At 61.6% G+C, this 2,470-nt stretch carries 2 protein-coding genes; both read left to right on the top strand.

Annotated elements, in window-relative coordinates; translation table 11 throughout:
• The coding region (locus AAAB35_RS01665; protein ID WP_340666516.1) for an efflux RND transporter permease subunit at positions 1 to 1,121 on the top strand (1,121 nt) is incomplete at its 5' end.
• Position 1,122: 1 nt separating this feature from the next.
• The gene (locus tag AAAB35_RS01660) at positions 1,123 to 2,403 is read left to right on the top strand and encodes an alpha/beta hydrolase (RefSeq protein WP_340666515.1); all 1,281 of its coding nucleotides are present in this window, start codon (positions 1,123 to 1,125) and stop codon (positions 2,401 to 2,403) included.
• Positions 2,404 to 2,470: the final 67 nt, after the last annotated feature.

The following is a 2,470-nucleotide window of genomic DNA, read 5'->3' as shown; positions in this document are numbered from 1 at the left end:
CCGGAACTGACGCCTATGTGAAGCTCCTCGAAATCGGACCCCCGGTCGGCAAGCCGATTCAGTACCGCGTGTCCGGCGAGGATCTTCAGACGGTGCGCGATCTGGCACAAAAACTGGGAACTGTCGTAGGCACCCATCCGTCCCTCAAGAACCTTGCCTTTGACTGGAATGAGCCAGCGCGCGTTGTGAAGATCGATGTGATGCAGGACAAGGCGAGGCAGCTTGGCGTCTCGTCCCAGGACATCGCCATGGCGCTCAACACCGTTGTTCAAGGGGACTCGGTCACCCAGGTCCGCGACGACATCTATCTCGTTGATGTCGTCGGCCGCGCCGCGGAAAAGGAGCGCGGCTCGATCGACACGCTGCTCGACCTGCAGCTGCAAGCCAACAGCGGCCAGTCGGTGCCGTTGTCGTCGGTCGCAACGTTCCGCTATGAGCTCGAACAGCCGACGGTCTGGCGGCGCGACAGGCTGCCGACGATCACGGTCAAGGCCGGGATCAGCGACACGACGCAGCCGGCGACGATTGTCAAAGCGCTCAGCAACAAGATTGCGGCGTTCGAAAAGACGTTGCCGGCAGGCTATCACCTCGAAGTCGCCGGAGCGGTCGAGGAAAGTGCCAAATCGCAGGGTCCGATCGCGAGCGTGATCCCGGCCATGCTCCTCGTCATGGCAACACTGCTGATGGTGCAGCTTCAAAGCTTCCACAGGCTGTTTCTGGTATTCTCGGTTGCCCCGTTGGCCCTCATCGGCGTCGTCGCGGCCCTGTATCTGAGCCGCGCCCCCCTTGGCTTCGTCGCCCTCCTTGGCGTGCTCGCGCTCGTCGGCATTCTTATCCGCAACTCGGTGATTTTGATCGTGCAGATCGAGGAATTGCGCGCGGAGGGAATGTCGCCATTGAAGGCGGTCGTCGAGGCGACCGAGCATCGCATGCGGCCGATCATGCTGACCGCTGCTGCTGCGACGTTGGCGCTGATCCCCATTTCGCACGAGATCTTCTGGGGACCCATGGCCTACGCCATGATGGGCGGCATCGTCGTTGGAACCGCACTGACCCTTCTCTTCCTGCCGGCGCTCTATGTCGCCTGGTTCCGGATACCGCGTGAGATCGGGGAGCACTGAGATGGACGTCGGAATTTTCGCCCTGCAATGGATCGGCCGCTCGTGGCCGGCCCGGGCAACAGACCGAAGAGTCGCTCCTCAACTGCTTTCGGTGGCGGTGCTCATGTCCGTCGCCGTCACCGGCTGCGCGACCCGGGTGGAAGGCGTCCTTCAGCCTCCTCAGATGGCCGTGGCCGCAAGCGATGCCAGCCGGGTGAATATGCTGGTGGCGACGACGCGCAAGTCATCGGACGATCCCGGTCGACTTTATTCAGGCGAGCGCGGAACAGCGATCTCGCTCAACAACGTCTCCGTCTCCATTCCTCCAGATCGAAACCGCAAGATCGGCAAGGTGCAATGGCCCTCACGCGTACCGCCGAATCCGCAAAAGGAGTTTGCAGTCCTTGAAGCCGGCAAGGTTGCGACGGAAGAGCAGGCATTCAAGTGGTTTCGCAAGAATCGCAACGCCAGGCGGCAGGTGCTCATCTTTGTCCATGGCTTCAACAACACCTATGCCGACGCGGTCTTTCGCTTCGCCCAGATCGTTCACGACTCAGGCACCGATGCGGCACCAATTCTCTTCGCCTGGCCATCGCGGGCGCGCGTTTTGGACTACCTCTATGACAAGGAAAGCGCCAACTACTCGCGGCGAGCCTTGGAGGATCTGATCCTTCAGGCCACCCGAAGCCCCGATGTCGACGACGTGACCATTCTCGCGCATTCGATGGGGACCTGGCTCGCGGCGGAGGCACTGCGCGGTGTTGCCATGCGCGAAAAGTCGATTCCTGCCAAGGTCAAGAATGTCATCCTGGCATCGCCAGACATCGATATCGATGTCTTCCGCCGCCAGTTCATCGAAATGGGGCCAAAGCGGCCGCATTTTGCGATCCTGACGTCGACACACGACAAGGCTCTGGAGGTCTCTGGCTGGCTCTCGGGCGGCGTCGACCGTGTCGGTGGCGCAGATCTCAAACCATATGCCTCTGTGCTTGAAGAACTTGGCGTTTCGGTCATCGACACGAGCGCCATCGCCTCGAACGATCCGCTCGGCCACAATGCCTTTGCCGACAGTCCTGAGATCGTACGCCTGCTTGGGCGACGGCTGGCCGGGCAATCGCTATCGGGACGAGAGGCGTCATTCGCGGATCGCGCGGGGGTGGCGGCTGCCAATTTTGCCGGGTCGGCGGCCCGCGTGGCTGTCGCGGTTCCGGTCTCGGTCATCAGCGGCGGGGCCCGCGACGTGTTGAAACGCGAGCTTTCGCCTTCGAGCGGGCAGCTCGTCAACGGTCAGGTCTCGTATTGAAGTCATGCCTGGTCATAAGCAGCAGACACCCTGGAGTTGATATGAACATTGATCCAGCCTTTCTCAG

Origin of the sequence: Phyllobacterium sp., from assembly GCF_037994425.1 — a bacterium.
Lineage (GTDB): Bacteria > Pseudomonadota > Alphaproteobacteria > Rhizobiales > Rhizobiaceae > Phyllobacterium.
Note: the sequence above shows the minus strand (reverse complement) of the source record. Positions and strands in the feature narration are given on the sequence as shown.